The organism is Mesorhizobium sp. WSM4884, assembly GCF_029625675.1.
GTDB lineage: Bacteria > Pseudomonadota > Alphaproteobacteria > Rhizobiales > Rhizobiaceae > Mesorhizobium.
This window is the reverse complement of sequence record NZ_JARTVO010000083.1, coordinates 1-248: the sequence shown is the minus strand read 5'-3', so window position 1 is coordinate 248 and position 248 is coordinate 1. Positions and strand designations below refer to the sequence as shown.

The following is a 248-nucleotide window of genomic DNA, read 5'->3' as shown; positions in this document are numbered from 1 at the left end:
CCCATGACCGCCAGTTATGCAACGGGCCGGCGCGTCTCACCCAGGCGATGAGTATCGACGGCTCCCATGATGGTGAGGATATGGTGGCGGGCGATGCTTACGCATTGCTTGACGATGGCATGCCACCACCGGAGCGACCGGTGCAGACCACGCGCGTCGGTATCAGCAAGGCAGCCGATTACCCCTGGCGTTGGTATGTCGCCGAGAACAAATATGTTTCAAAAAGATGAAAAGTGAGTCGTCGTAAC

At 57.7% G+C, this 248-nt stretch carries 1 protein-coding gene; it reads left to right on the top strand.

Going from position 1 to position 248, the window contains the following annotated elements; translation table 11 throughout:
• Positions 1 to 230, top strand: a 230-nt coding sequence (locus P9236_RS30755; RefSeq protein ID WP_278078220.1) for a DNA-3-methyladenine glycosylase, incomplete at its 5' end; no start/stop codon positions are given.
• Between the last annotated feature and the right edge of the window lie 18 nt (positions 231 to 248).